The organism is Dactylosporangium sp. NPDC048998 (genome assembly GCF_043197855.1).
Classification (GTDB): domain Bacteria; phylum Actinomycetota; class Actinomycetes; order Mycobacteriales; family Micromonosporaceae; genus Dactylosporangium.
Genome location: NZ_JBICTV010000003.1, coordinates 1 through 25,059, shown reverse-complemented (window position 1 = coordinate 25,059; position 25,059 = coordinate 1). Strand labels below are relative to the sequence as shown.

The window sequence follows — 25,059 nt, the reverse complement described above, 5'->3', positions numbered from 1 at the left end:
GATACCGGAGAAAGGCGGGGGGTCAGCTGGGTTGGGGGACCCGGAGCTTGATGCAGTGCTTGGGCGCGGCCGGGTCCGAGTAGGACCAGGTGCAGGCTTGGCCCCATGCCGTACCGGTGATGTGCGTGTCCGGCAGGCCGTAGAGCGGTTGGTACTGGGAGCAGGCGGACACCGACGACGCCGGGGTGGCATTGAGGATGAGACCCGAACCGCAGACGGGCCCGTGGAGCCCCAACCAGGACTCGATCCAGCGTTGCCCGGCCGGCGTGTCGTCCCACCCGAAGTAGTCGAGGTCGACCTTACCGATGGTGATCCAGGCGCCCCAGTCCTCGCCGCCGTCGTAGTGTTCGCTGGCGTCGTAGTAATGCCAACGCGCGCCGTTGCCCTCGGTGCGGATGAAGTCGTCGGTGTAGGACGAGGGCACGTCGATGACGTTGCAGTTGGTCTTGTTGTTGTGGGCGGTGGAGTCGCGGCACAGCACGGCGGTGATGGCGTTGGTCGAGGTGGGCAGGCCGGTGACCTGCACCGTGGTGCCGTTGCCGCAGGCCCAGTGCTCGGTGGTGGCGGCCGCGGTCCACTTGACGTAGGCACACTTGCCGTCGGCCATGGTGTCGCTGACGTTGAGGACGAAGGCGCGCACACCGAGCGCGTCCCAACCGTTGGCCACCAGCTTCGCGCCCGGCACATCCAGCGTGACCTGGATGCTGGTGCCGCCGGTGTACTTCCAGGAGCCGGACCATCCGGTACCGGAGGGAATGGCCAACGCCGGCTGAGGTGCGATCACTACTGCCGCCGCGACCGTGGCCGCGACGACGAGGACTCGACGTAATTTCATAGCCGGCGAGTCTGCGCAGCGGCGAGGTTGGATGCCCGTGACTGTCGCTGTTGTGACATGGCGCACTGGGGAGGGGTCGGCGCGTCTTGTGGTGAACGTCGAGGTCTCTTTCACTGTGCCGGCGGGGACCATCACCGGGTTCGTGGGATCCAACGGGGCCGGCACGATCGAGGACGGCCGGGCATCCGTCAAGCGATGGCCGCCGGGCCGATGGTGCCGGCCACCCGCCAGCCCGAGCCCGGCTCGTTGCGCACGACGTAGGTCAGCCACGTCGCGCCGAGGCAGGCGACGAAGCCGTTGACGGCCACTGTCACCTCATTGTCGTCGCCCTTCGGCGGGCCGAACGTGATCAGGATGCCGCCGTTCTTGACCTGCGCGCAGTCGTCCCGGTTCTCGACCACGGTGTTGCGGTCGGCAATGAACACCACGTCGGCCGTGCCGGCCAAGGCGGCCGTGACCTGGCGCTGGGTGTTCTCCGCGATCGGCGTCCCGGGGCCGGGTGTGCCCATCGGATCGCCCGCCCCCGCGACGGCGTTGTCGAGGACGTACACCGTGGTGAAGGTGTGCTCAGAGAAGGAACTTTCGGCGGGTGTGGTGAGGTATCGCCGCAACACCGCCGCGTAGACCTCGGCCTCCTTCACCCCGGCGGGCCAGTCCCCGGCCGACGCCGGCGCGGCGGTGAGGCCCTTGCAGCCCGCCAACGTCGACGCCGCGCATGCGAGGGCGACCACCGCGATCACGAGCATGCGTCGCATCGAAATGTTCCTCCCGTGCCGGTGCCTGAGCTCCCCGGCACTTCGACGCGCGACCGCCGGCCCCGGTTCCCTGAGCGCCGCGCGTGGCACGACGCGGATCCGCTTGTCGAGTTGGTGACCGGTCGCTGGTCGTGGGCCGGTCGCTGATCGATGATCTGCTCTTGTGCCCCTGCCGTTGCTCATCCGCCGCTCCGTTTATACCTTCATCGGCCTCGCCGGGGCGTTCGCCGGCCTGACCATGCTGTTCCTCGCCTCCCGCCTGGTGCTCGCGATGGGCGGGCGGTGCGGATCGGGCGGCACCGGTGCGTACCCCTACCCGCCGTGCCCGGAGCACGTGCCCGAGCTGGCGCTGCTGGGACTGTTCGGCGGCGCCGCGTGCACGATCTTCTACGCCGTGAAGAGCCTCAAGTTCGGCGCGCGGCTGAGCCTGCTGCCGGTACCGGTGCTGTTCCTGAGCATGGCGTGGAACTTCTTCGAGTTCGGCTTCGACCCGCCGGGTGGCGGCCTGGGCATCGGCTGGCTCATCTGCGGGGTGGTGTTCGTCGTCATGGGCGCCGGACCGCTGTTCATGCTGGGCAAGGCATTCTGGCGGGAGAACCTGTGGGCCGACTGGCAGCCGCCGGCCGAGCCGACCCTGCGGCCGCTGGCGGGGCTGACGCCGCTCGAGAATGCCGCGCGGGCACGGACCAGGGCCTTGAATGTGCCGGACGCCGGCGCCGCGCAGGCGGCGGCCCCCGATCCGGCCGAGCTCGCCTCGGCACTCGAGCGTGTGAGCCAGTTGCACGCTGCGGGAAAATTGACCGACGCCGAATACACGGCCGCGAAGCTGCGGCTGCTGGGACTGGCTCCTGAGGAGGGGCGATGAACAGGACGACGGCAGGGCTGAAGATCTACTCACTGGTTCTGCAGGCCGCGGCGATCCTCTGCGGGGTGGCGCTGGGGGTGCTGGCATACCGGTGGATCACGGGCTGACCCGGCGAGCGAAGACGTCACGGACCTACCTTGACGGTGTCGACGCTGTGCTGGCCGCAGCCTGCGCGGGCACGTACGGGATCAGCCCGCGCCGCCAGGCTTCTACCTGCAACGGCTCCGGCAAATGGCGGGCGTCAACGATCAGACCGTCGACTTCCAGGAACCAGGTCATCGGATTCTTGTCAATGATCTCGCGCCGGCTGAACTCCGGGTCCATCAGGCCGATCTTGAGGGTGTCCATGATGAGCCTGCCCTTGTTGGTCATCGTCGTCTGCTTGACGCCGAGCAGCTCCGCCATGGTGTCGGTGCGCAGGTGCGGGGTCTGGCTGGCGTCGGCGAGGAAGTTGACCCGGCCGATGGCGTAGACGATGCCGGCCGCCCAGATACGGCGATCGCCGCGTACGAGCGGGGATGGGCGCTTGCGGGCGAGCTTGGCCGACAACTTGGCGCAGAGCGCTGCGTACTCCTCATCAAGATGCCGCAGGCAAAATGCGTCGGTCGCGGTGACGATCTCGTCAAACACCTGCCGCATTGCGGACGGAACGCTGTTGGTGGTCCGGTTCTGGCCTGTCATGGCATCCTCTCGGGTCGGACGGGTCGTTCCAGCAGACACCGTACGGCGTGGGCCTCCGGGGCATCGACGCATTCGCCTCCCGACATGGTGCGGTATCGTGATCTCTTCCTCGACGCCGCCGTCCCCCAGCAACTTCGCGGTTGACCGGCAGGTCGTCCAGATGCTCCTGCAGGTCGCACCCGAGGCACCGACCACCGCCAAGACCAACCGCGCGTTCGGAAAGCGCGCCGTGCGGTACATCGCGCAGCAGGGCGTGCGGCAGTTCATCGAACTGGGCAGCGGTATTCCCACCACCCCGCCGGCAGTGCACGAGACGGTACGTGCCGTGCAACCCGACGCACGCGTGGTCTACGTCGACTTCGATCCGGTCGTGGTGGCACACAGCAACGCCTTGCGCTCGATCGGACCGGGCCTCAGCACGGTCCTGGCCGACATCCGGCGCCCGCAGGACATCTTGAGCCACCCCGACCTCATGCGGGAAATCGACTTCGACCAGCCGGTCGGAGTGGTCATCTTCAGCGTCCTCGACGTGATCGACGACTCCTACGACCCGTTCAGGATCATGGCCCAGTTCCGCGACCGGATGGCGCCCGGCAGCTACCTTGGCCTGTCGCATCTGTCCGAGCGCAGCGCCCAGAACGCCCGCGAGCACTCGCACATGATCAGCAAGCAGACCGGCTTCCCGGAGGTACAGTTCCGCCCCGATGCCGAAGTGCTGCGCTTCTTCGACGGCTTCGATCTGGTCGAGCCGGGACTGGTCGACGTGACGGAGTGGTACCCCGAGGAGGCGCCACCGGAGATGAGCATCAAACTGGTCGGGGCGGTGGGTCGCAAGTCCTGACAGGAGCGCCTGTCACGCGCTGCACTCCGACCCTTTTGAGCCGGTCGTGCCCCATCCGCTCTCGGCGTGGCGGCCTCCCCCGCGACGTTCATAGCATTGCGGCGTGAGCCGAGAGGTCGAGGATCTGAACCGGCGCCTGCTCCGCGCCCGCGATGCGATGGACCGCGCCTACGCCGAGCCGCTCGACGTTCGTGCCGTCGCGGCGGTGGCCCACATCTCACCGGCGCACTTCAGCCGCTGCTTCCGCACCGTGTTCGGCGAGACGCCGCACCGCTACCTGCAGCGGCGGCGGGTGGAGCGCTCGATGTTCCTGCTGCGGGAGACCGACCGCCGCGTCACCGACGTCTGCTTCGACGTCGGCTTCACCAGCCTCGGGACCTTCAGCCGGACGTTCCGGGAGATCGTCGGGGAGACACCGTCGGGCTACCGTAGCGGTCATGGGCCGGTCGTCGTGCCCAACTGCGTCCAAATGGCGCACACCCGACCGCGGGCGGCGGCGCCGGTGGCGACACGATCGAGCGGTTTTGGAGAAGCCACCGCCGAGGCGGCCCCCGTAGCCTGACGACGTTCCAATCACCGCTCGCAGAGGAGAACGCGAGATGATCACGAAGCTGAACGTGGCGTCCATCTACGTCCTCGACAAGGACGAGGCGCTGGACTTCTACGTCAATAAACTCGGGCTCGAGAAGGGCAACGACGTCCGGCAGGGCTCCTACCGCTGGCTGACCGTCCGCGTCCCCGGCAACGGCGGCACCGAGATCTCCCTGGAGCAGCCGGGCCCGCCCCTGCACGACGAAGCGACGGCTGAGCGGCTCCGCGAGCTGATCACGAAGGGCGCCCTGAGCGGCCTCGTCTTCAACACGGACGATGCCCGGGGGCTGTACGAGACCCTCAAAGCGCGCGGCGTCACCGACTTCACCCAGGAGCCCACCGACCACTTCTACGGCACGGACATGGGCCTCCGGGACCCGTTCGGCAACGCCATCCGGATCGTCCAGCAGGGCAACGTCCCCCAGGAGGAGACGGCCTGACCGGCCAGCTGCTTCAGGACCTCTTCCATCGTGCCGATACAGGTCGGGGATCCCTAGCGCGTTCGACCACTAGGCGGGCGCGCTTCTCGCATTTGAACTCCTGGCCAGCCGCCGTTGCTCGGCCTGCGCTCGATCATCCGCCTGCAAGATCACGCAGGAACGCCGAAGCGCCGCATGCTGGGCATGCGGCGCTCAAGGCTTCTTGTCAGGACCGAGTTAGAGACCGCGGACGTTCTCCGCCTGGGGGCCCTTCTGGCCCTGGGTCACCTCGTACTCCACCTTCTGGCCTTCCGCAAGCTCACGGTAACCACTGCTCGCGATGGCGGAGTAGTGGACGAAGACGTCTGCGCCGCCGTCGTCCTGCTGGATAAAGCCGAAGCCCTTTTCAGAGTTGAACCACTTGACAGTGCCGCTGGCCACACTTTCCTCCTGATAGCGGAAACCAGTCCCTCGCCAATCGTCGGCGATGAACTTCCGCGCCGCCGAACCATACCTGCTTCCGGCGCGAACCTCGCTACCGAAGGTGTTCGTCCACACTCCGACGATCTACCATCCGATCACGATCACATTGTGATTTCGACCGGTCGCTTACTGTGGCACCACTCGTGCCGCCCATCGTGCGCCAGATCTCGCCGACGATCGTCACGCTCCGTACATCGCTTCGACGACTCGACGCTGCGACTCGCGCTGTACTGATCACATGGAAAGCACCCGCGCTGGACGAAGCGTCGGCGCGCCGAGCGCACACCGGTTTCCCACGCAGGGCCGCACGCTCATTGGCCGGCTTCGCCCGGGGCACGGTGAGGCGCCCAGAGCTCGCCGTTGGGCCGGCTCGCCGGCTTGTCCACGCCGCTGTGCACCAGTTTGGCGTGCGCAACGTCGGCCGGGTCGCCCTCGCAGTCGATGAGGACGATTTGACCGAGGCGTAGATCGCCCAGCAGGAGCTGCTCGGACAGCGGGTCCTCGATCTCGCGCTGGATGGTGCGGCGCAGCGGCCGGACGCCCTGGGCCGGGTCGTAGCCGGTGGTCGCCAGGAAGCGCTTGGCGTTGACGGTCAGCTTCAGGCCGATGTCGTCGGTGCGCAGCCGGGTCTCGATCCGGGAGATCATGAGCTCGATGATGCTGAGGATCTCCGGTTCGGTCAGCGGGTGGAAGACGATCGTGTCGTCGATGCGGTTGAGCAGTTCCGGGCGGAAGTAGCGGCGGAGTTCGCGATCGACCTTGGCGGTGATCCGCTCGTGCATGCTCGCGGTGTCATCGGACGGCTGGAAGCCGGTCGAGAGCGCCTTGGCGGCATCGCGGGTGCCCAGATTGGTGGTGGCGATGATGATCGTGTTCTTGAAGTCGACGGTGCGTCCCTGGCCGTCGGTGAGCCGGCCGTCCTCGAGAATCTGCAGCAGGGTGTGGGAGACGTCCGGGTGGGCCTTGTCGAGCTCGTCGAAGAGGACCACCGAGAACGGCCGGCGGCGCACGTGTTCGGTCAGTTGGCCACCCTCGTCATAACCGACATAGCCGGGCGGGGCGCCGACGAGCCGCGACACGGTGTGCTGGTCGTGGAACTCGCTCATGTCGAGCTGGATGAGCGCGTTCTCGGAGCCGAACAGGAACTCGGCGAGCGCCTTGGACAGCTCCGTCTTCCCGACGCCGGACGGGCCGGCGAAGATGAATGAGCCGGATGGGCGCTTCGGGTCCTTCAGGCCGGCCCGGGTCCGGCGGATCGCCCTGGCGACGGCGGTGACCGCGTCGTGCTGGCCCACGATCCGTCGGTGCAGTTCGTCCTCCATGCGCAGCAGGCGGGCCGTCTCGTCCTCGGTGACCTTCCCGACCGGGATGCCGGTCCAGGCGGCCAGCACTTCGGCGATCTGCTCGTCGTCGACCTCGGACACGGCGTCGAGGTCGCCGGCCTTCCACGCTCGGGCGCGCTGCGCCCGCTGGTTGAGTAGCCGCCGCTGCTCGTCCCGCAGCTGCGCGGCGCGCTCGAAGTCGTGCGCGTCGATGGCGGAATCCTTGTAGCGGCGCACCTGGGCGATGCGCTCGTCGACGTCACGCAGGCCCCGCGGCACCACGCCGGCGATGGCGAGCACGTCCTGCGGCGGCATGTCGGGGATGTTGCGCACGTCCCGGCGCGCGCTTGATCGGATGCGTATCCGGGCGCCGGCCTCGTCGATCAGGTCGATCGCCTTGTCCGGCAGGTAACGGTCGGAGATGTAGCGATCGGCGAGGGTCGCCGCGGCCACCAGGGCGGCGTCGGTGATCGTCACGCGGTGGTGCGCCTCGTAGCGGTCCCGCAGGCCCTTGAGGATCTCGATCGTGTGGGCGAGGGACGGCTCACCCACCTGGATCGGCTGGAAGCGCCGCTCCAGCGCCGCGTCCTTCTCAAGGTGCTTGCGGTATTCGTCCAGGGTGGTCGCACCGATGGTCTGCAGCTCGCCACGGGCCAGCATCGGCTTGAGGATGCTCGCCGCGTCGATCGCGCCCTCCGCGGCACCCGCACCGACGAGCGTGTGAATCTCGTCGATGAACAGGATGATGTCGCCGCGGGTGCGAATCTCCTTCAGAACCTTCTTCAACCGCTCCTCGAAGTCACCGCGGTAGCGGGAGCCGGCGACCAGCGCACCCAGATCGAGGGTGTACAGCTGCTTGTCCTTGAGCGTCTCGGGCACCTCACCCTTGACGATCCGCTGGGACAGCCCCTCGACCACCGCGGTCTTGCCCACGCCGGGCTCGCCGATGAGGACCGGGTTGTTCTTGGTACGGCGGGACAGCACCTGCATAACCCGCTCGATCTCTTTCTCCCGGCCGATGACCGGATCGAGCTTGCCCTCGCGCGCCGCCTGGGTGAGGTTCCGACCGAACTGGTCCAGCAGACCGCCGGCCACGGGATGCCCCCTGGGCGGACCGAACATGGCGCCTTCCGTACCGGCCGTACCGGCGCTGAGTTCGATCAGCTCCGGGTCCTCGCCATCCGACAGCATGTGCGTCACCTGCTGCCGCACCGCATGCAGGCCGCAGCCCCGCATCATGAGCACCTGGGCGGCCACACCCCGACCTTCCCGGACCAGGGCAAGCAGCACATGCACCGTGCCGATCGAGCGGTGACCGAGCAGCAGTGCCTCCCGCAGCGCCAGCTCCAGCACCTCCTTGGAACGGACCGTGAACGCGATGTGCCCGACCGGCGTGAACACCCCACGGCCGATGATCTCCTCGATCACCAGCCGCGCATCGTCCAGCGAGATGCCCAGCGCACGCAACGCCTTCGCGGCGGTGCTCTCCTGCCCGGGCGGGCGCTCACCGCTCTCGCGCAACAAACCGATGAGGAGATGCTCGGTGCCGACGTAGTTGTGGTTGAACAGCCGGGCCTCTTCCCGCGCCAGGACGATCGCCCGCCGCGCCCGGTCGGTGAACTGCTCGAACATGATCGATCACGTCTTCCGCGCAGCCGCGGCCCGGGGTAACCGACACCGACGACGCACCCAACCGCCCGACTGGCCAGCCAAACCGACGGCCACACATGCACGACCGGGTCTCCGAAATGCGTGCATCTCGACGCTACCTCCGCCGCCCGCCGCGATACCAGCAGCCGGACCGCTCCACCAGGGTGGCACCCCGATGGGCCTGACCGCAGTTCCCCAGAGCGTTACCGCGTGCGGACGCGGACAACCACCCATTCGCCACACTCCCGTGAAGCGGGTGTCCTCATAACCGAGCCGGCGGGAGAAAATACTGGTGACGGAGCAGGTGGTGGATGATGCGAAGGAAGCTGACCGCCCGCTCCACCCCAGACCGACTCCGCTGAAGCGGCGGCCGCCGCGCCGGGTCCTACGAACCCGCAGCCGCGAACACCTAGGCCCCAGCCGGGGAAGCGGCTGTCGCGGCTTTTCATTTCGCAGGACCAGTGCAGCGCCAGAGTTCGCAATACGCAAACCGCTCAGGCGTTGAGGTACGCCAAGACGGCCCGGACCCGCCGGTTGTCGTCGTCGGAGGGCGGCAGGTCCAGCTTGGTGAGGATGTTGTTGATGTGCTTGCTCACGGCCTTCTCGGTGATGCCGAGCTTGGCGGCGATCGCGGAGTTGGAGCGGCCCTCGGCCATCTCGCCGAGGACTTCGCGCTCCCGGGCGGTGAGCACCGCCAGCGGCTCGCGGCGGGCGAGCAGCTGCGAGATCACTTCCGGGTCCATGGCCGTGCCGCCGCCGGCGACGCGCCGCACGGCGTCGACGAACTCGCCGATGTGGGACACCCGATCCTTGAGCAGGTAGCCGACCCCGCCGTGCGGGGTGGCGAGCAGTTCACGCGCGTAGAGCGGTTCGACGTGCTGGGAGAGCATCAGCGTCGGCAGTCCGGGTATGCGGATGCGGGCCGCGATGGCGGCCTGCAGTCCCTCGTCGGTGAAGGTCGGCGGCAGCCGGACGTCGATGACCGCCACGTCGGGCCTGTGTTCGATCAGGGCGGGCAGCAGGGCCGGCCCGTTGTCGACCGCGACGACGACGTCGAAGTCGAACGCCTGCAGCAGCCGGGTCAGTCCGTCACGGAGGAGGGCGTGGTCCTCGGCAATGACAACGCGCACGGCAGCTCCATGGTGATGACGGTAGGTCCCGCGGGCGGGCTCGACAACGCCATGGTGCCGTCGAACGCGGCCAGGCGGCGCTCGATACCGCGCAGTCCGGAGCCGCCCGCCGGGTCGGCGCCTCCGGCGCCGTCGTCGGTGACCACGATGGTCAGCACCCCGTTCGCGTGGCGCAGAGTCACCGATCCGCGGTGGGCGCGGCTGTGCCGGACCAGGTTGGTCAGCGTCTCGGCGACGGCGAAGTAGGCCGCGGACTCGACGGGCGTGTCTGGCCGGCCCGGCAGGTCGACCTCGACCGAGATATCGACGGGCAGGCCGATCGCCAGCGCGCGGACGGCCCCGCCGAGCCCGCGCTCGGCCAGCACGGGCGGGTGGATGCCGCGGACGAGGTGCCGCAACTCGACCAACGCCGCACCGCTGGATTCGCGCGCCTCGGCGAGCAGCTTGTGGGCACCGGCCGGGTTGCGGTCGAGCAACTCGTCGGCCAGGCCGATCACCATGCTCAGCGAGACGAGCCGGGCCTGGACGCCGTCGTGCAGGTCGCGCTCGATGCGGCGCAGCTCCGCGGCCTGCGCGTCCACCGTGTCGGCCCGGGTCACCGTCAGCTGCGTGACGCGCAACCGCAGCTGGGCCGTTTTCGTCGGCGCGAGGAACAGGTGCGCGAAGTGGGCATCGACGCGGCGCAACCACGGCGCCACCGCAAGGCCGCCGGCGAGGATGACGGCGCCCTGCGGCACGCAGAGCAGACCTTCGGCGAACGAGTCGACGGACCAGATGGCGCCGTAGCCGTACCAGCCGGTGCCGATCCAGATCCACAGTGGCGTCAGTGTCACACCGGCGAGCCCGTACAGCGGCACGAGCACACCGACCGCCCCCAGCCCGCACCCGACAACCGCGCCCGGTACGAGCCACGCGAGGTCGCGCCACGTGGCCGGGTCGGTCACCGTCCACCGGAAGCGCTGCCAGCCACCGGGAACGGCCCGCTCCGGCGCCGGATGGTACGGGCGGGTCACCAGTACACCGGCCCGTGAGGCGCGCCGGCGCTCCAGGTCGACGCGCATCCGGACCAGGCTCATCGTCCACGGCACCAGCGCCAGGCCGAGGAACGGCACCGGCGTCAGGGCCAGCACGACAACAGACAGGGCCAGCAGCGGCAGGTTGGTGACCGCCAGACCGATCGCCGTCAGGCCGGCCAGCGCCGAACGCACACCCCGGGCGGCCCATCGGCCCGTCCGCGCGCCGGTTCCGGTCATGCCCACGGGTCACATTGTGCCAGCGGACCCTTGGCGCAACGGTGGTGCTAGCACCCCCACGGCGGAGGACCTGCTGCTCCTGACGAGGTGCGCACCGGACGGTCTGATGGAGCCATGACGATCACCACGACACCGCCGCGGGCGCCGGCGGGCAGTGACTTCGCCGTCCTGGCCCGCCAGATCAACCGCGAAGGGCTGATGGACCGCCGGCCCGCCTACTACCTCGCCCGGCTGAGCGCCGTCACGCTCATGCTGCTCGGCGGCTGGACCGCGTTCGTAATCATCGGATCGTCGTGGTGGCAACTGCTGACGGCCGCGTTCCTCGCCGTCACGTTCGCCCAGGTCGCGCTCGTGGCCCATGATCTGGCCCACCGCCAGGTGTTCCGCACCCGGCGGCCCAGCGAGGTTGCCGGACAGCTGGCCGGCAACCTCGCCATCGGCATGAGCTACGGCTGGTGGATGGACAAGCACACCCGCCACCACAACAACCCCAACCACGACGACCTCGACCCGGACGTCGCCCCCGAAGTGCTCATCTGGGCCGCCACATCGGCCCCGGGCCGGCGCGGGCTGGCCGGCTTCATCACCCGGCACCAGGCCGGGCTGTTCTTCCCGCTCCTCACGCTGCTGGCCATCGACCTGAAGGTCTCCAGCGTCAAGGCGCTGCGCAACGGCGTGACGAAGCGCCGCGGCCTGGAGAGCGCGCTGCTCATCCTGCACGCCGCCGGCTACCTGGCGGCGCTGCTGATCGTCCTGTCCCCGCTGCAGGCCATCGCCTTCCTCCTCGTACACCAGGCGCTGTTCGGCGTCTATCTGGGCATGACGTTCGCACCGAACCACAAGGGCATGCCACACCCGGCCGGTGACGAGGACTTCCTGCGCAAGCAGGTGCTCACCTCCCGCAATGTGCGCGGCGGCTGGCTGACCGACATAGCGCTCGGCGGCCTGAACTACCAGATCGAGCACCACCTCTTCCCCGGCATGCCGACACCCAACCTGCGCCGGGCCCAACCCATCGTGCAGGCCTACTGCGCAGACATCGGCGTCCCGTACGAACAGACCAGCCTCGTCACCTCCTACCGGCAGGCCCTGCAACACCTGCACCAGGTGGGTGCACCGGCCCGCGCAGAACATGCAGCCCGCTGATCCGACCGGCATCGCCCTCCACGCAACGACCAGTCGCGTTGCGCCCGGGTACGCGCCGAAGGTGTAGGTTGGATGCCTGCGGCCCATCGGCGGCCGGAGCCGGCGCCGCAGTGGTTGTCCATTGTGGACGATGCTGGTGTCGCGACCCGTCGAAGGGGACACACGCCATGACCATCGAGCATCCCACCTGCCTGCTGTATCTGCTCACCGTCGGCCGGGACAAGGAACTCATGCTGCGGGTGCACGGCACCGAACTCTCCATCGAGCAGCTCACCGCGTGGATGGCGGAGGAGACCGTGCACCCGCTGACGGTGTCGCGGTTCGGCGACGAACAGACCTCGACGCTGCTGCTGAACTTCCGGCACGTGGTCGGTGCGCGTCTCGCTCCGTACAGCGAGACGCGCACCGGATCGTTCTGACCGGTTCGGCCACGTGCTACGGTCAAAAGCGTTGGCCCGTCTCGATCGACGCCCCGGGTCTGCGGCGGCGAATCGTCGCCACCATGGTGCTCGCACCGAATGACCAGCGCCGGGTAAGCATTCTGCGCTCGCCGGCCGGCGCCGCACCCGCCATTGAAAGGTGGGTCTCATGCCAACAATGAACGGCAACCGCTGCGTCCATGCCGGTCCCCGGCCGGACGGTCGTCGACGATGACGATCTCCTACGGATTCCTGAGCACGTACCCGCCGACCCAATGCGGCCTGGCGACGTTCACGGCGTCGCTGCTGCGTGCGCTCACCTCGCCGGCCGGCGGGGACCGCGCGGGCGTGGTGCGCGTGGTGGAGGCGGCCACCTACGCGAATCGCCCGGAGGTTGTCGGGCACCTGGTGTTGCATTCACCCGGCGGCGAGGTGCCGGCCGCCGCCGCGCTCGACCGCCACGACATCGTGGTCGTCCAGCACGAATACGGGATCTTCGGCGGTAACGACGGTGAGGATCTGTTGCCGGTGCTGCGCCGGCTGCGTGCCCCCGTGATCGCGGTGCTGCACACCGTGCTGGGCCGGCCCACCGCGCACCAGAAGGAGGTGCTCGAACAGGTCGTCGCGCTCGCCGGCGCCGCCGTCACCATGACCGAGGCGGCGCGGGAGCGACTGGTCGCGGAGTACGACGTGGACCCGGACAAGGTCTCCGTCATCCCACACGGCGCGCCCGGGGGGCCGCCGCTGCGGCTGCTCAACCCCTCTGGTGAGCCGACGATCCTGACGTGGGGGCTGCTCGGCCCCGGCAAAGGGATCGAGTGGGCGATCGCCGGGCTGCGGCTGGTCCGCCACCTGGTGCCGCGGCCGCGGTACGTGATCGCCGGCCAGACGCACCCCAAGGTGCTCGCCGAGCAGGGCGAGGCATACCGGCTCATGCTGTATTCCCGGATCCGGGCGCTCGGCGTCGCCGGCCTGGTCACGTTCGAGCGCGCCTACCTCGATCAGGACCGCCTCAACCGGCTGGTCGGGCGTGCGGACGTCGTGCTGCTGCCGTACGACTCGCCGGACCAGGCCACCTCGGGCGTGCTCGTCGAGGCATTGGCGGCGCACAAGCCCGTCATCGCCACCGCCTTTCCGCACGCCGTGGAGGTCCTCGGCGGCGGTGCCGGTCTGCTCGTGCCGCACCAGGACGGTCCGGCGATCGGCGCCGCCCTCAAGCGGGTGCTCACCGAACCCGACCTCGTCAGCAGCATGTACGACGAGGCCAGGCGCATCTCCCCGGACAGCCGGTGGACCGTCGTCGCCGAGCGTTACCGCGCCCTCGCGGCGACACTGCTGAGCAGGACGCCGGTACCGCTGTGACCGAGCGGTACCCGCAGCCCTCGTACGACCACCTCCTGCGGCTCAGCGACGACACCGGGTTGTTCGAGCACGCCGACCACGCCGTGCCCCTCCGACGGCACGGCTACTGCGTCGACGACGTGGCTCGCGGTCTCGTGGTGATCTGCCGGGAGCCGGACCCGCCGGAGCCGCTGCTGCGACAGGCGGAGGTGTACCTCGCGTTCATCGTCCACGCGCAGTCGCCCGACGGGGCGTTCCACAACCGGCTCGGATACGACCGGCGCTGGCTGGACGAGCCCGGCACCGGCGACTGGTGGGGCCGCGCGGTGTGGGGGGCCGGGACCGCCGCCGTACGCAGCCCGCTGCGCTCGGTCCGGCAGAGCGCTCTGACGTGTTTCGAACTCGCCGCGCGATGCCGGTCACGCTGGCCCCGGTCGATGGCGTACGCCGCGCTCGGCGCCGCCGAGATCCTCTCGATACGCCCGGACCACTCCGGCGCGCGCTGGCTGCTCAACGACGCGGCGGCGACCGTCGGCCCGGCCAGCAACGATCCTCGCTGGCCGTGGCCCGAGCCCCGGTTGACATACGCCAACGCGCTGCTCGCGGATGCCGTGATCGCGGCCGGGCAGCACCTCGGGCGCCCTGCCGTGCTGGCCGACGGGCTCCGCCTGCTCCGCTGGCTGCTGGAGGAAGAGACGTACGACGGGCACCTGTCCTGCACGCCGGTCGGCGGCCGGCAGCCCGGCGACCGGCCGCCGACCTTCGACCAGCAGCCGATCGAGGCAGCCACGATCGCCGAGGCGTGCGTGCGCGCCCTCCACGTCACCGGGGACGAACGGTGGAAGGCCGGGCTCACCTCTGCGGTGGACTGGTTCATGGGGGACAACGACGGCGGCGTCAGCCTCTACGATCCCGACACCGGCGGCGGCTATGACGGACTCGCCGCCGACGGATACAACGCGAACCAGGGCGCAGAGTCCACGCTCGCCCTGCTGTCTACCCTCCAGCACGCCCACCGGCAGGCCTGAACCGCTCCACCCGCCGACAAACGATCCTTCGCGACCCTCTATTTGTCCGCCATTCAATGAACACCGGCCCCACGGCGCGCTCGCGGGCTCGTGTGACGGCGTGCGCTGGCAGGGCCGAAACCAGCCCGCCCGAACGACCCAGTACTGCCACCCATCTGTGGAACTCCGGGGAAAGCGTGAGCCACTACAACGAGAGTTGCAACAGCACTGGCGCCGGGTCCCGGCCGGTCAGTCTCCGGCAATGTCGGGCAGGCTGGTCACGTCGGTGGCCACGCGAAGGGCGACGTCGCTGAGGCGGCGGTGGGTGCGCCGGGCGTAGGCCCGGATCAGCTCGAAGGCCGCGTCGACGGAGATGTGATACGCCTGCGCGACGGCCCCTTTGGCCTGCTCGATGACGATTCGGTTGTTCAGCGCGCCCTGCAGCTGCTCGGTGAGAACCTCGCCGTGGCGGATCGCCCGTTCCTGCAGCAGGCCGATCGCGGCGACGTCGGCCAGTGCCTGCACGATCTGCACGTCGGCATCGTCGAGGTTCGCGCCGCCGTTACCGAAGACGCCCATCGCGCCGATCACAGCGTTGCGCAGCCGCAGCGGGAACGCGTGCACCGAGCGGAACCCAGCGGCCGTGGCATAGGGCGCGAACCTCGGCCAGCGGGCGCTTGCGGTGCGCAGATCGGCGTTGACGACCGGCTCGGCGCCGCGGAACGCGTCCAGACACGGCCCGTCCCGCCACTGCAGCTGCAGCAGCTCCAACAATGCGGTCGTCTCGTCCGAAGCGGCCATGAACTGCAGCCGGCCCTTCTCATCGGCCAGCAGCAGCCCCACGGTGGCGTTCTCGACCAGCCCGGCGACACGGTCGGCAAGCATCTGCATGAACTCGATCAGGTCGAATCCGCCGACCAGGGTATCGGCCACCTCGACGAAGATCGACGCCAGGCGTTGTTCGGATACGGTGGTCATGACAGCTTCCTGGCCTTCCCTGCGATGCTCGCAACAGTGTTCATGCACGGTCGATGTCGAAACGGAGCCGACGAGCAACGACGTCCGCGGCAACCTCGCCCAATGGCCGGTCGGTGGCGTAGGCGTGGGCCCGGATTCGCACCAACGCCTCCGCGAGGGGAATGCCCAACTGGACCATCACCATGCCCTGGGCCTGGAACAGCTGGGCGCGGTGCTCGAACGCTTCGTCGAGCTCGTCCACGCCGGTGGTCCGTTCCTGACCATCCAACAAGGTCATCACGACCTGGTCAGCGAACGTGAGCGCCTGACCCAGTTCCAGCCTGGACATCGCCCCGGAACGGGCACGGAACACATCGAGGACGCCGAGGCGAGCCGCCCCGATCTGCAACGGAAACGCGAACACTGCCCGGACCCCCGCATCCAGGACCGCGACGGCGTATACCGGCCATCGACGCATCGCCCCGTCGGCCAGATCCGGCACCAGCACCGGGCGGCCGGCCGCGGCGGCATCGATACACGGGCCTTCCCCGAAGGTGAACTGCAGCTCCTCGATCCGCGCGGTGTTCGGATCCGACGCCGCAGCCATGCCATGAACACCGTCGGAGGCCATCAGACTCACCCCGACCCCCGAGGCCGACAGTGCCCGCGCAGCGTCGATACAGACCCTCTCCAGCAGCTCCACTATGCCGCCCACCTTAGGGACTATCCGGTGGCGCGTCCGACCGGTGACGGCCCGCGCACGACCATGGCCCACGCCGTAACGGTGACAAGACAGTGGCCCGCAGCCGCAACTCGGCGCAGCAACCATCACATCAGCGTCTGGACCTATGACCCTTGGCGGCCGAACGCCACATCAAGATTACTCCTAGTAAGGCTAGTCCTCACGCGGCCACCACGACAACGACGGCCGACGCGGGTCGGTGGCGTTCGGAACAGCCACAACCGCAGCGACTGTGAGAACAACACGAAGACAACAACGACGCAGCGATGCGCGCCATCGTCGTGGTCATGCTCACCCACGGCGTTGCGCGCGATGCGGAGGGAATTGCTGGAGTAGCACACCTGTGCGTTCCCCAGAGATGGCCCCGGTTGGGTAATCGAGCACCCGGTGGGTAGCGAGCTGCTCCTGGCCGGGTAACAACCCGTCAGCTGCCGTGATGAGACCGGTGGCATCGCCGGCGGGCCGCGGGCTTGGAAGCTCAATTCGATTCGCGGACGGGTGGGCAGGATCCGGCATGGGTTATCTCGTCGGTAGGACCTCGATGACCTCGTCGTATGGGCGTCGCGGTGTCAGCGGTGCTGCGGGGGCGCTCTCGTTCACCCCGAGCCGGACGGTCAGCTGTGGATACTCGGCTGGTGCGACCTCCTCGCGCAGGGTCGCCCGCGCATCCGGAGCCTCGACCACATCGCTCATCACCGACGACGCCAGCCCGATGGTTGTGGCGGTGAGCAGGACCGCGCTGAGCGCTTCGCCCGTGCGCAGCCAGTCCGCCCTGGTGTCGTGCGTGGTCGTGAACGCGAGGTAGGTCGTATACCGGTCGTCCCCGGGCCCGGCAGCCAGGCCCGGGGTCGCGCCGGGCGCGTAGTCGCCTACCGATGCGGCCGCCGTCTTCGGCACATCGTCGCGGATCGTTGCATCCGTGCGGGTCGTCCAGATGGGCATCTCGTCCTGATAGCCGGCGTCGTGTTGCTCGACTGTCGCCGTTGACCGTGCGACGAGGGCGAAGAGGTCCGCCTGCGACGGGTCGAGTGCGTGCGTGCTGACCTCGAACGGTTCGGCGGCGTGGCGTAGCAGGTCGATCACCTCGTCCGGTAGCGGCCCGATGCCCAGGAACGGGCGCCGGTCGGTGCAACGTGTGCGCAGGGCATGGTGTAGGCGCATGTCTTCGGCTGTCACCTGGTGGGGGCCGGTCAGCGTCAGTCTGGCGAGCAGGTCCGGGTCGGCTGGATCGCTAATCCGTTCGGCTGTGGCCGCGGCGCCGAGGACGGCGAGCACGACGGTGGCATGATGCAGGACCGCACCGCAGCTGATGATCATCGACCGGCCCTGCGGGTCGGCATCGGTCAGCTGGCGCGAGCGGTCCGCATGCAGTTCGAGAGTGTCGCCGCGGATACGCCAGCGCCACGGCTGGGAGTTCGCGATCGACGGGGCCAGGCAGGCTACACGCGCCGCCTCGTACAACACATCCCGAGTCGACAACGACGCCGGTCGCTGGGTCTCACTCATGATCGTGCCTCCGATCCCGGGCGCGGCGGGGTGTTGAGGACCTTCCCGCATGGGCAGCACTACCCGACGCAGCACGACGAGGTCGCGGCCTACCGGGCCGGCCTCTTCGATAAGGATGGGATCGCCGGAGAACGTATCCGGCCGTCGCGTGCGCACACGCGACACGACACCCTGCACTCAACAGTACGTCGCCGACCGGTCTGACCGGCGCTCGTTCGGTCAGCGGAGGCAGGACAAGGTATCCGCTCGGGCCGCCGTGCGTCGTGTGGCGTTCCGCTTCGGCCGGGTCCACGCAGCCGCGGTCCCGGCCCGACCTTCATCGTTCCCGGCATCGATCGACCGGTCACGGTGAATCTGAAGCGTGGACGACCGCCGCGACGCGGACAGCACGCCGGCGTGATCGGGTGACCTCCGCTTCGGCCTCGGCGCGGTCGGCCCAGACGCCGTGCTCGGCGTCGATGGTCTTGCCCGGTTCGAGATCCTGGTAAATCTCGAAGAAGTGTTGGATCTCCAGTTTGTGGAATTGTTCCAGGTCGGGCAGGTCCACCAGGTAGGCCAGGCGCGGGTCGGCGATCGGGACGCAGAGCACCTTCGGGTCTGGGCCTCTCGCGTCGCGCATCCGGAACATGCCGAAGGCCCGGCAGCGGATCTGGCAGCCCGGGAAGGTGGGTTCCCGGACCAGCACGAGCGCATCGAGGGGGTCGGTGTCCTCGCCGAGGGTGTGCTCGATGAAGCCATAGTCCTCCGGGTACTGGGTGGCGGTGAACAGGGTGCGGTCCAGCCGGATCCTGCCGGTGCGGCGGTCCACCTCGTACTTGTTGCGCGTTCCTTTGGGGCTCTCGACCGTTACGTCGAACTCCATGCGGTTTCGCTCCTCGGGTGCGTCGCCGTCCCCTGCAACGTGCAGCGATCGCGTGAACGCCGCAGCCCGATCCGGTGGCGATGAGGTCGCCACGACGGCGCGGCGTCTCAACGGTACCGCGCAGCGCCCGGTGATCGTTACGTACAAGACCAGTGCCACAGCAACAGGAACCGACGTCAGGCGTACCGGGTCGGTTTCGGGTGATGAACCTCGAACGAGGGGCTGGTGCATCGCTCATGCGCTGCTTCGTACGCGTTCCCGCCGGGCTGGGCGACACCGGCGCAGCGGTGTCGGTCTCCCATGCCGTCTTCGTCGAGGTGTGGCAGCTGATGATCCCGGCTCGCGGTCATGTCACCGGCCTGCGCTGCCCGCATTGTCTCGGTGCATAGCGGGGAGTAGCGTCAGCGACACGACGCCGGTCCCGGCGCCTGACTGCCTTGGTGCCGGCAGTGCCGGTCTGCGGAAGGGTGCGGCGGATGCGTACGCGCTACCGACACGTAGCCCGACGTTGTGAGCCGTTGCCCTGGGCCGCTGTGATCGGCACGATCAATGCTCATACGTCGAGCGCTACGCCTCATCTGCGACGCCGGGATGTCACCCAAGACGGCCGGCATGGTTGAGCTGTTGGAGCGTGTCTGCGTCGACGTCGTGCAGGCGCTGTCCGCCTCGGGGGCCGGGGTGAGCGTGATGGCCAGCGACGGTGTGCATGGCATGGCCGCAGCCTCGGACCCGCGCACCGCGCGAATCGAGGAGCTGCAGTTCACCCTCGGCGAAGGCCCTTGCATCGACGCCTTCGCGTCCGGCCGGCCGGTCCTGGTGAGCGATCTGGCAGATGGAGCAACGAGTCGATGGCCGATGTACACGCCCGCGGTCCGGGACGCCGGGGTCCGGGCAGTGTTCGCGTTTCCGTTGCAGATCGGTGCGGCCCGCCTCGGCGTCCTGGACGTGTTCCGCACCCGCCCCGGCTCATTGTCCCGAACGGAACTGGGTCATGCGTTCACGTTCGCCGACCTGATGGTGATGACGCTGCTGGACGGTCAGGAACGGGCCGGCGTCGGCGAGTTCGACGAGGTGTTCGAGCACCGCGCCGAGCTGTTCCAGGCCCAGGGCATGGTCATGGTCCAGTTGGGCATCCCCCTCGGCGATGCCCTGGTGTGGCTCCGGGCCTACGCCTACGCCACGAACCGGCCGTTGGGCGAGGTGGCCGCGGACATCGTCGCCCGCCGCCTGCGGTTCGACACCGACCACGCATGACCACCGCGACGACGATCATAGGGAAGGCCGGGAAGCCGTCATGACCACCGTATCCGAGCAACGCCTGGCGCGGATCTTCGTCGAGGTCGCCGACACCCTCGTCGACGAGTTCGACCTGATCGAGTTCCTGCAGATGCTCGCCGACCGCGCCGCCGGGCTCATCGACACCGCCACCGTGGGTCTGCTGCTGGCCGATGAGCAGAACCGGCTGCGGTTCATGGCCGCCTCGGACGAGACAACCAAGCTGTTGGAGCTCTTCCAGCTGCAGTGGCAGGACGGCCCCTGCCTGGACGCGTTCCGCGACGCCGAACCGGTCGTCAACGCCGATCTGCGCACCGCAAGCGCCCGCTGGCCGCGGTTCGCGCCCTACGCCACGGCCGCCGGGTTCCGCTCCGTGCATGCGGTTCCGCTGCGGCTGCGTAGCGACGTCATCGGTGCGATGGGCGTCTTCGGCACCGGCAGCACCAATCTCGACGACGCCGACGTACAGATCGTGCAGGCACTGGCCGACGTCGCCGCGATCGGCCTGCTGCAGGAACGGGCGATCCACCGCGGCGAGATCCTCACCGAACAACTCCAAGGGGCGTTGAACAGCCGGATCGTCATCGAGCAGGCCAAGGGTGCCGTCGCACAGGCACACCGCATCTCCGTCGATGCCGCGTTCGAGTTGCTCCGGGCCTACGCCCGGCGGACCAACCGGCGGCTCAGCGACGTCGCCCACCTCGTGGTCACCGATCTGGGCAGCCTTTCTGACCTCACCACTACCTGACGCACCGCGACAGCACCCCGACACAAGCCTGCCCGCCGGCCGGTCTTCGCATCGGGCCTCGCGCAGGGCACAGCTGCGCGAACTGCCACGCCTGAAGCTGTCGTGCCGCACCGTCACCCAGCCTGGGTGACCGGGCCTGCACGGCCGCTTCGTCGGCTGGGCTGGAACGGCCGACCGGGTTACAATATCGTCGGATGTCACCTCGGACCCCGGTGGCGAATTCCGTAGGTCACGGATTCGACGTCACCCAGAGGGTCATGATGGTCGGTTATGTGTCCTCACCTACGACCTCCGTCGGTGGTCGGGCCACCACAGCAAACGCGTCACGGCATCTTCGCCGGACCCGGCTGCACGCGGCGTTGGCCGCGCCAGGCGGGAACTCGATCACAACGGTCTACGCTCCGGCCGGCGCAGGCAAGACCGACCTCGTCGTGGACTGGATCGAAGCGGTCGGCGCGGGGCGCCGCTCGGTGTTTGTGGACCTCGCCGCGTCCATCACCGCCCGATGGTGGCGGGCGCCACTACGGTCACCTTCGTGGTGGCCGTCGTGGCCGCTCAACACGGCCGAACTTGCCCAGGCGCTGCATGAGGGCATCCCTGAACAGGCCGGCGGCTCGGTGATCGTGGTGCTGGACGGCACCGAGACGGTCGTCGGCACCGGCTTCCTGACCGAGGTACGGCAGCTTGCCGCCGGCGAGGACCGCCTGCACGTCGTGCTGCTGGGCAGGCACGCCCCACCGGACGGCTCCCCGCATCCTCTGGCACACCCCCGGGTCGGCGCGCTCCGTGGGCGTGACCTGGCCTTCACCGCCGCCGAAACGGCCACCCTCTGCGTTCAGCGAGGGCTTGACCTGCCCGCGGCCGTCAGCAGACGCCTGTATGCCATCACCGATGGGTGGGCTGCGGGTCTCGTGGTCGCGACCGCGGCGCTGAGCGGGCAACCGCATGAGCCGGAAGGCGTCCTGGAGCAGCTACTGCGCACCGGCGCGGGGCTGTCGGAATACGTGATGCGGGATGTGTTGGGCCGGTATCCGGCCGACCTCCGCCAAGCCCTGCGCGACGCCAGCGTGGTCGAATCCGTCCGCCCGGACCTGTTCACCACGCTCACCGGCCGGACCGACGCCGCCGACCTCCTGGCCGATCTCGCCCGCGACGGTATGTTCGCCACCCGCCTCGACGACACGTCCGCCTGGTACCGCTACCACCGGCTCTGGCGCACCGCCCTCTACACCACCCTCAGCGAGGACGCCCCCGCGCACGCGCGTCACCTGCATGCCACCGCCGCCGACTGGTACGCCGCACACGGCCAGCCCACCGAAGGGCTGCGCCACGCGCTGGCCGCGGCCGACCGGTCCTCGGCCATCAGAATCGTGCAGCAACACGGCGTGCAGATCCGCGAGGCCACGCCGCAGGCCGCTGTCACCGCGGCGGCTCCGGGCCCCTGGTCGTCGCTCGCCAACGATGCACCACTCGCCCACGCCTTCGCCGTGCACCGTGGTCTCAGCAACAACACCGCAGCCCCGCCGTCCACGGTCCGGCACTCGGCGGCCGCCGTCCGGTGGGAGACGGCGGGGCCCGCTGATCTGATCCAGCCCTCGGCGCAACCCATCTGGCGCGCCTTACGAAGAGGGGACCACGAAGCGGCGCAGACCGCGCTGATCTCCGGCGCGGCGGCGACCGGCCGCAGTCCGTTGCAGCGCTACACAATGCTGCGCCTGCACGCCGTCATCGCCCGTATGAACGGCCGGCTGCGCGACGCCGTCCGGCATGCCGACGCCCTCGGCGAGGCCGTTCGCGCGAACGGCCTCGTGGGTTCCCACGACGACGGCTGGGCGCGGCTGGTCCTTGCCGAAGTGGCCGTCCAACGTGGCACACCCGACGCGGCCGTACAGCACCTCGACGCGCTCGCGGTCCAACTGTGGCAGTCGGTACCCGCGCTCGTCGCCGCCCAACAGTTCCAGTCCGCGCTGCTCTGCCAGCAACAACACGACGATGCCGCCGCGTTGGACGCCGTCGAACAGCTGATCGTCGACGGCGACGACGCGTTGCTGGTCCCGCGATGGGCCGCACGAGTGCTGCGGGTCGAACTCCTCATCGCCACCGGCCGGCTCCACGACGCCCACCGGCACTGGCGTGCCGACGCCGCCGTCATCCCCGCATCGACCGCCACGATCACCACCGCGAAGCTCCTGCTCGCCCGGCAACCGCAGGCCCGCATCGACCTGCTGCTGCAGCCCCTCATCGACGAGCCGCACATCTCGCTGTTCCACCAGGTCGAGCTCCGCCTGCTCATGGCGCACCAGGCGAACACCACCGGCGACACGCAGCGCACCACACGCCTGGTACGCCAGGCCATCGCCCTCGCCGACCCCGAACAACTCCAGCACCCCTTCCACGCCAACCACCACATGCTCGCCCCCACCCTCAACCAGCTCACCCCGCCGGTCGGCGGTCTGCTGAGCCCGGGTGAGATCTCGGTCGTGCGACACCTCGCCGGACACCGAACCATTCGCGAAATCGCCGACGAGCTGTACCTCTCCCCGAACACCGTGAAGACCCACGTTGCGTCGATCTATCGCAAGCTGGCGGTCCACACCCGACGCGATGCCATACACGCCGCGCTTGCCCTCGGCATCCTCCCCACCGGCGACGTTCCACCGGCCCGGTCGCGACAGCTTCGCTCGTAGCTCTCGCCCGTTGGCGGCCGCGGTCGCCGGGCGAAGCGCTGTGGCCGGTCGCGCCGCGTTGCGGAGGTTAGCGCCCTGTGCACATGGGTAGATTGCGCGCCGTTGAGGGGGTGTGCCGTTGACGTCATCTGACACCTTGGCCACCGCCGACGGGCGGAGCCATGGGATGACCGTTCGTCGGCGTGTGCTGGACGCGGTGTCCTGGCTGACCACGCCGCTGCTGCCCGATGACTATCTCGGGCTGGTCAATCCGCTGTGGTCGCTGCGGGGACTGCGCGGCCGGGTCGAGGAGGTGCGGCCGGATACCGCCTCCGCGGCGAGCCTGGTGATCCGTCCGGGAATCGGCTGGACGGGTCACCGCGCCGGTCAGTATGTGCGGGTGGGGGTCGACATCGAAGGTGTCCGGCACTGGCGACCTTTTTCGCTGTCCTCGTCACCGCACCGCCCCGACGGGCGCCTCACGATCACCGTCAAGGCCACCCCGGACGGGCTGGTGTCGCCATACCTGGTGCGCCGCGTGACGCCCGGGACGATCGTGCGCCTCACCCCGGCCGAGGGTGACTTCGTGCTACCCGAACCGACACCCCAACGGCTGTTGTTCCTGACCGCGGGTAGCGGGGTCACGCCGGTGGCGGCGATGTTACACAGCCTGGCCGCCCTGGATCGCATGCCGGACGTGGTCCTGGTGCTGTCCGCGCCGACCTCCGAGGAGGTCATCTTCGGCCCGGGCCTGCGAACACTCGCCGCAGAATGGAAGAGCCTGCGGTTGTACGAGCGGCACACCCGCACCGGCGGCCGGATCACGATGGCGCAGGTCCGTGACATCTGCCCCGACTGGCGTGAACGCCACACGTGGGCGTGCGGCCCGGCCGGGATGCTCGACGACGCGCAGCGGCACTGGCGGCGGGCCGGCGTCGGCGACCGCCTGCGGGTCGAGCGCTTCCGGACGGCCCGGGTGTCCAGCGGTGCCGGCGGCCGCGTCAGGTTCGCCGCGAGTGGAAGCACGGCGCACGCGGACGGCAGCACACCGCTGCTGGCCGTCGGCGAGCACGCCGGTGTGCTCATGCCCAGCGGGTGCCGCATGGGCATCTGCCACAGCTGCGTGGTACCGCTGCGCTCCGGCCGGGTCCGCGACCTGCGCACCGGTCGCGAGCACGGCGACGAGGGTGAACTCATCCAGACCTGCGTCACCGCGGCAGCCGGTCCCGTCGAGATCGATGTGTAGGAGACCCACCAATGCCTGTGCCCGAACATCTCACCGAGGTCGACATCAAGGAGATCGGCCGCGAGCTCGACCGAATCCGTGACGAGGTGGCCGCCAGCCTGGGCGAGGACGACGCCCGCTACATCCGCCGGGTCATTACTGCCCAGCGGGGCCTGGAGGCGGGCGGCCGCACCCTGCTGGCGGTTTCGATCCTGCCGCCGGCGTGGCTGGCCGGCAGCGCGGCGCTGGCCGTCGCCAAGATCCTGGAGAACATGGAGATCGGCCACAACGTCCTGCACGGTCAGTGGGACTGGATGCGCGACCCCGACATCCACTCCAC

General features: G+C 69.3%; 23 protein-coding genes and 1 pseudogene. 13 read left to right on the top strand and 11 right to left on the bottom strand.

What is annotated here, in order from left to right:
- Positions 1-22: 22 nt before the first annotated feature.
- On the bottom strand, positions 23-835 hold the full coding sequence (locus ACGFI8_RS07355; protein WP_392801322.1) for a hypothetical protein: 813 nt from the start codon (positions 833-835) through the stop codon (positions 23-25).
- Positions 836-1,023: 188 nt separating this feature from the next.
- A complete protein-coding gene (locus ACGFI8_RS07350; protein ID WP_392801321.1) occupies positions 1,024-1,590 on the bottom strand; it encodes a hypothetical protein in 567 nt (188 codons plus the stop codon).
- A gap of 163 nt (positions 1,591-1,753) precedes the next feature.
- Here ACGFI8_RS07350 and ACGFI8_RS07345 point away from each other — a divergent pair, with 163 nt between their 5' ends.
- The gene (locus tag ACGFI8_RS07345; RefSeq protein WP_392801318.1) at positions 1,754-2,455 is read left to right on the top strand and encodes an SHOCT domain-containing protein; all 702 of its coding nucleotides are present in this window, start codon (positions 1,754-1,756) and stop codon (positions 2,453-2,455) included.
- Positions 2,456-2,587: 132 nt separating this feature from the next.
- Here ACGFI8_RS07345 and ACGFI8_RS07340 read toward each other — a convergent pair whose 3' ends face one another.
- The gene (locus tag ACGFI8_RS07340; RefSeq protein WP_392801316.1) at positions 2,588-3,136 is read right to left on the bottom strand and encodes a DUF6398 domain-containing protein; all 549 of its coding nucleotides are present in this window, start codon (positions 3,134-3,136) and stop codon (positions 2,588-2,590) included.
- 97 nt (positions 3,137-3,233) lie between these two features.
- Between ACGFI8_RS07340 and ACGFI8_RS07335 the strand changes: the two genes are divergently transcribed.
- From ACGFI8_RS07335 to ACGFI8_RS07325, 3 genes are all read left to right on the top strand, one after another.
- Positions 3,234-3,977 carry an SAM-dependent methyltransferase gene (locus ACGFI8_RS07335; RefSeq protein ID WP_392801313.1) on the top strand — a complete coding sequence of 248 codons (744 nt, stop codon included), beginning with the start codon at positions 3,234-3,236 and terminating at the stop codon, positions 3,975-3,977.
- Between the two features lie 103 nt (positions 3,978-4,080).
- Positions 4,081-4,539, top strand: coding sequence for a helix-turn-helix transcriptional regulator (locus ACGFI8_RS07330; protein ID WP_392801310.1), 459 nt, complete (start codon positions 4,081-4,083; stop codon positions 4,537-4,539).
- Positions 4,540-4,576: 37 nt separating this feature from the next.
- Positions 4,577-5,008: a VOC family protein gene (locus tag ACGFI8_RS07325; protein ID WP_392801307.1), complete on the top strand. Its 432-nt coding sequence runs from the start codon at positions 4,577-4,579 to the stop codon at positions 5,006-5,008.
- Positions 5,009-5,224: 216 nt separating this feature from the next.
- On the opposite strand, the gene ACGFI8_RS07320 is transcribed toward ACGFI8_RS07325, so the two are convergent.
- The 4 genes from ACGFI8_RS07320 to ACGFI8_RS07305 all read right to left on the bottom strand — a co-directional run bounded on the left by ACGFI8_RS07320 (position 5,225) and on the right by ACGFI8_RS07305 (position 10,825).
- The gene (locus ACGFI8_RS07320) at positions 5,225-5,428 is read right to left on the bottom strand and encodes a cold-shock protein (RefSeq protein ID WP_173037938.1); all 204 of its coding nucleotides are present in this window, start codon (positions 5,426-5,428) and stop codon (positions 5,225-5,227) included.
- A gap of 353 nt (positions 5,429-5,781) precedes the next feature.
- Entirely contained in the window at positions 5,782-8,424 is a 2,643-nt protein-coding gene (locus ACGFI8_RS07315; protein ID WP_392801304.1) for an ATP-dependent Clp protease ATP-binding subunit, read from the bottom strand.
- A 512-nt stretch (positions 8,425-8,936) separates the two neighbouring features.
- Positions 8,937-9,572: a LuxR C-terminal-related transcriptional regulator gene (locus ACGFI8_RS07310; RefSeq protein WP_392801301.1), complete on the bottom strand. Its 636-nt coding sequence runs from the start codon at positions 9,570-9,572 to the stop codon at positions 8,937-8,939.
- Positions 9,524-10,825, bottom strand: a complete 1,302-nt coding sequence (locus ACGFI8_RS07305; RefSeq protein ID WP_392802834.1) for a sensor histidine kinase — start codon at positions 10,823-10,825, stop codon at positions 9,524-9,526. Before ACGFI8_RS07305 ends, ACGFI8_RS07310 begins: the two co-directional genes overlap by 49 nt.
- Before the next feature lie 114 nt (positions 10,826-10,939).
- On the opposite strand from ACGFI8_RS07305, the gene ACGFI8_RS07300 reads away from it, so the two are divergent.
- The 4 genes from ACGFI8_RS07300 (at position 10,940) to ACGFI8_RS07285 (ending at position 14,759) form a co-directional block, all read left to right on the top strand.
- Positions 10,940-11,971 carry a fatty acid desaturase family protein gene (locus tag ACGFI8_RS07300; RefSeq protein ID WP_392801299.1) on the top strand — a complete coding sequence of 344 codons (1,032 nt, stop codon included), beginning with the start codon at positions 10,940-10,942 and terminating at the stop codon, positions 11,969-11,971.
- A 167-nt stretch (positions 11,972-12,138) separates the two neighbouring features.
- A complete protein-coding gene (locus ACGFI8_RS07295) occupies positions 12,139-12,390 on the top strand; it encodes a hypothetical protein (RefSeq protein ID WP_392801297.1) in 252 nt (83 codons plus the stop codon).
- A 231-nt stretch (positions 12,391-12,621) separates the two neighbouring features.
- Positions 12,622-13,752 (top strand): glycosyltransferase, encoded by a 1,131-nt coding sequence (locus tag ACGFI8_RS07290; protein ID WP_392801294.1) that lies wholly within the window; start codon positions 12,622-12,624, stop codon positions 13,750-13,752.
- The gene (locus tag ACGFI8_RS07285; RefSeq protein ID WP_392801293.1) at positions 13,749-14,759 is read left to right on the top strand and encodes a glycosyltransferase; all 1,011 of its coding nucleotides are present in this window, start codon (positions 13,749-13,751) and stop codon (positions 14,757-14,759) included. The genes ACGFI8_RS07290 and ACGFI8_RS07285 overlap by 4 nt, the downstream gene beginning before the upstream one ends.
- A gap of 228 nt (positions 14,760-14,987) precedes the next feature.
- On the opposite strand, the gene ACGFI8_RS07280 is transcribed toward ACGFI8_RS07285, so the two are convergent.
- The 4 genes from ACGFI8_RS07280 to ACGFI8_RS07265 form a co-directional block, all read right to left on the bottom strand.
- Positions 14,988-15,794 (bottom strand): GAF and ANTAR domain-containing protein, encoded by an 807-nt coding sequence (locus ACGFI8_RS07280; protein WP_392801291.1) that lies wholly within the window; start codon positions 15,792-15,794, stop codon positions 14,988-14,990.
- The gene (locus tag ACGFI8_RS07275) at positions 15,757-16,398 is read right to left on the bottom strand and encodes a GAF and ANTAR domain-containing protein (protein ID WP_392801289.1); all 642 of its coding nucleotides are present in this window, start codon (positions 16,396-16,398) and stop codon (positions 15,757-15,759) included. The genes ACGFI8_RS07280 and ACGFI8_RS07275 overlap by 38 nt, the downstream gene beginning before the upstream one ends.
- A gap of 558 nt (positions 16,399-16,956) precedes the next feature.
- On the bottom strand, positions 16,957-18,120 hold the full coding sequence (locus ACGFI8_RS07270) for an Acg family FMN-binding oxidoreductase (RefSeq protein WP_392801287.1): 1,164 nt from the start codon (positions 18,118-18,120) through the stop codon (positions 16,957-16,959).
- Positions 18,121-18,286: 166 nt separating this feature from the next.
- Positions 18,287-18,805 (bottom strand): inorganic diphosphatase, encoded by a 519-nt coding sequence (locus tag ACGFI8_RS07265; protein ID WP_392801284.1) that lies wholly within the window; start codon positions 18,803-18,805, stop codon positions 18,287-18,289.
- 612 nt (positions 18,806-19,417) lie between these two features.
- Between ACGFI8_RS07265 and ACGFI8_RS07260 the strand changes: the two genes are divergently transcribed.
- The 5 genes and pseudogenes from ACGFI8_RS07260 to ACGFI8_RS07240 all read left to right on the top strand — a co-directional run.
- The gene (locus ACGFI8_RS07260) at positions 19,418-20,059 is read left to right on the top strand and encodes a GAF and ANTAR domain-containing protein (protein ID WP_392801282.1); all 642 of its coding nucleotides are present in this window, start codon (positions 19,418-19,420) and stop codon (positions 20,057-20,059) included.
- A gap of 40 nt (positions 20,060-20,099) precedes the next feature.
- Positions 20,100-20,828, top strand: a complete 729-nt coding sequence (locus ACGFI8_RS07255; protein ID WP_392801279.1) for a GAF and ANTAR domain-containing protein — start codon at positions 20,100-20,102, stop codon at positions 20,826-20,828.
- Positions 20,829-21,259: 431 nt separating this feature from the next.
- Complete coding sequence (locus ACGFI8_RS07250) at positions 21,260-23,515, top strand: LuxR C-terminal-related transcriptional regulator (RefSeq protein ID WP_392801277.1); 2,256 nt, start codon at positions 21,260-21,262, stop codon at positions 23,513-23,515.
- A gap of 166 nt (positions 23,516-23,681) precedes the next feature.
- On the top strand, positions 23,682-24,740 hold the full coding sequence (locus tag ACGFI8_RS07245; RefSeq protein WP_392801274.1) for a ferredoxin reductase: 1,059 nt from the start codon (positions 23,682-23,684) through the stop codon (positions 24,738-24,740).
- Between the two features lie 11 nt (positions 24,741-24,751).
- A pseudogene (locus tag ACGFI8_RS07240) lies at positions 24,752-25,059 on the top strand (acyl-CoA desaturase); the annotation flags it as partial.

Coding starts and splice junctions, on each gene's coding strand:
- ACGFI8_RS07355 (WP_392801322.1), bottom strand. CDS start 835: ATGAAATTACGTCGAGTCCTCGTCGTCGCGGCCACGGTCGCGGCGGCA.
- ACGFI8_RS07350 (WP_392801321.1), bottom strand. CDS start 1,590: ATGCGACGCATGCTCGTGATCGCGGTGGTCGCCCTCGCATGCGCGGCG.
- ACGFI8_RS07340 (WP_392801316.1), bottom strand. CDS start 3,136: ATGACAGGCCAGAACCGGACCACCAACAGCGTTCCGTCCGCAATGCGG.
- ACGFI8_RS07325 (WP_392801307.1), top strand. CDS start 4,577: ATGATCACGAAGCTGAACGTGGCGTCCATCTACGTCCTCGACAAGGAC.
- ACGFI8_RS07315 (WP_392801304.1), bottom strand. CDS start 8,424: ATGTTCGAGCAGTTCACCGACCGGGCGCGGCGGGCGATCGTCCTGGCG.
- ACGFI8_RS07305 (WP_392802834.1), bottom strand. CDS start 10,825: ATGACCGGAACCGGCGCGCGGACGGGCCGATGGGCCGCCCGGGGTGTG.
- ACGFI8_RS07300 (WP_392801299.1), top strand. CDS start 10,940: ATGACGATCACCACGACACCGCCGCGGGCGCCGGCGGGCAGTGACTTC.
- ACGFI8_RS07295 (WP_392801297.1), top strand. CDS start 12,139: ATGACCATCGAGCATCCCACCTGCCTGCTGTATCTGCTCACCGTCGGC.
- ACGFI8_RS07290 (WP_392801294.1), top strand. CDS start 12,622: ATGACGATCTCCTACGGATTCCTGAGCACGTACCCGCCGACCCAATGC.
- ACGFI8_RS07265 (WP_392801284.1), bottom strand. CDS start 18,805: ATGGAGTTCGACGTAACGGTCGAGAGCCCCAAAGGAACGCGCAACAAG.
- ACGFI8_RS07260 (WP_392801282.1), top strand. CDS start 19,418: ATGGTTGAGCTGTTGGAGCGTGTCTGCGTCGACGTCGTGCAGGCGCTG.
- ACGFI8_RS07255 (WP_392801279.1), top strand. CDS start 20,100: ATGACCACCGTATCCGAGCAACGCCTGGCGCGGATCTTCGTCGAGGTC.
- ACGFI8_RS07245 (WP_392801274.1), top strand. CDS start 23,682: ATGACCGTTCGTCGGCGTGTGCTGGACGCGGTGTCCTGGCTGACCACG.